Annotated in this window: 2 protein-coding genes; both read left to right on the forward strand. The window is 60.2% G+C overall.

What is annotated here, in order from left to right; genetic code table 11:
- On the forward strand, positions 1 to 449 hold a 449-nt coding region (locus PMI16_RS24895; protein ID WP_007884801.1), incomplete at its 5' end, for a methyl-accepting chemotaxis protein.
- A gap of 245 nt (positions 450 to 694) precedes the next feature.
- On the forward strand, positions 695 to 1,854 hold a 1,160-nt coding region (locus PMI16_RS26745; RefSeq protein WP_007884802.1), incomplete at its 3' end, for a methyl-accepting chemotaxis protein.

Here is a 1,854-nt window from a genome sequence, read left to right on the forward strand (position 1 = left end):
GCACGCTGGCGCAACGCTCGGCCGCCGCAGCCAAGGAAATCAAGACGCTGATAGGCGATTCGGTGGACAAGGTCGGTTCGGGTACGCAGTTGGTGGAGCAGGCCGGCGCCACCATGACCGACATGGTCGCCAGCGTGAAGCGCGTGACCGATATCGTCGGCGAGATATCGGCCGCCAGTCGCGAGCAAAGCAACGGGCTGGAAGAAGTCAACCAGGCCATCGGCCAGATGGACAAGGCGACGCAGCAAAATGCTGCATTGGTGGAAGAGGCCGCCGGCGCCGCATCGGCTATGCAGCAGCAGACGGCTTCGCTGGCGCAACTGGTCAGCGTGTTCCGGCTGGGCGATCATTACGCCAGCGCCGATGCTGCGCCGCTGAAGGCCGTTGCCGGCGGGCGTCAATCAACGCCGGTGCATTTGCCGGCGGTGTTGTCTATCGGCAAAGCCTGACTCGCGTTGTCAGCATTTCGTCAATTTTCTTTCAAGACTTCTGCTTGGCGCCAGATTTAACGCCGGATGCCTGTCCGGCGGCATTTTCTCTTCTCGTTTTCGAGCGTCTTCCACATTTATTTTCCCGCCGATGGAATAAAATCGTCCCGGTACTCGTCTACCTGTGACCGGAGCGGTGTTTTGCCGCGTATTGGTCAGCTTCACACATGTCCGACTGGGACAGCGCGCCACCATTGAGGGAAAACATGACATTCAGGAAACTCCGTATCGGGCACCAACTTGCCATCAGTTTCGGTTTCATCGCCGTATTGCTGCTCGCAGTGATCTTTCTCACCTATGGTCGCATCGCTTCGCTCAACGCGAACATCGGCCTGACCAACAGCGACCTGTATCCCAAGACAATTCTGGCGCACCGGATCAAGGACAAGGTCAACGAAGCCGTCATCAGCATGCGAAACGCCTTGCTGATCAGCGATCCGGTCAAGACCAAGGCGGAGCTGGACAGCATCGAAACCGGCGCGCGCGTGATCGTGGCGTCCATCAACGAAATAGACAAAAGCACCGCCGGAGAACAAGGGCGCCAGTACGTTGCCGGCCTTGTCACGGCACGTCAGAAATTCGTCGCTGCGCGTACGCATTTCGCTGAAACATTACTACAGGGCAATAGGGATGGCGCCACCGCATTATTGTTCAGCGAAGTATTGCCGGCGCAGCAAGGCTATTTCGAGCAGATCGACGGCATGATCGCGCTGCAGCAGCAGCGCATGACGGACAACGTCCAATCGTCCGGCGCCGATGCGCAACAGACGCAATACCTGCTGCTTGGTATCTCGCTGGCGGCTTTACTGCTGGGTGCGCTGATCGCCTGGTACACCACCGTGTCGATCACCACGCCGCTGGCGCGGGCCGTCGTCATCGCGCGCACGGTCGCCGACGGCGATCTGAGCAGCACGATTGAAATCGATGCGCGCAACGAAACCGGCCAGTTGCTGGCGGCCTTGCGCGACATGAACGAAGGTCTGCTCAAGATCGTCTCGCAGGTGCGCTCCGGCACCGCCGCGATCGCCAGCGCCTCGTCGCAGATCGCCGCCGGCAACGCCGATCTGTCGTCACGCACGGAGCAGCAGGCGGGGTCGCTGGAAGAGACGGTTTCGGCGATGGACGCATTGACCTCGACCGTGCGTCAGAACGCCGACAATGCGAAGCAGGCCAATCAGCTGGCGACTTCGGCGTCCGACATTGCGGTCGCCGGTGGCAACGTGGTGCGTGAAGTTGTGGCGACCATGAATTCCATCAATGAGTCATCGAAGAAGATCGTCGACATCATCAGCGTGATCGACGGCATTGCGTTCCAGACCAACATCCTCGCGCTTAACGCCGCGGTGGAAGCCGCGCGCGCCGGCGA

The organism is Herbaspirillum sp. CF444 (assembly GCF_000282135.1).
In the GTDB taxonomy this organism is placed as follows: domain Bacteria; phylum Pseudomonadota; class Gammaproteobacteria; order Burkholderiales; family Burkholderiaceae_D; genus Herbaspirillum.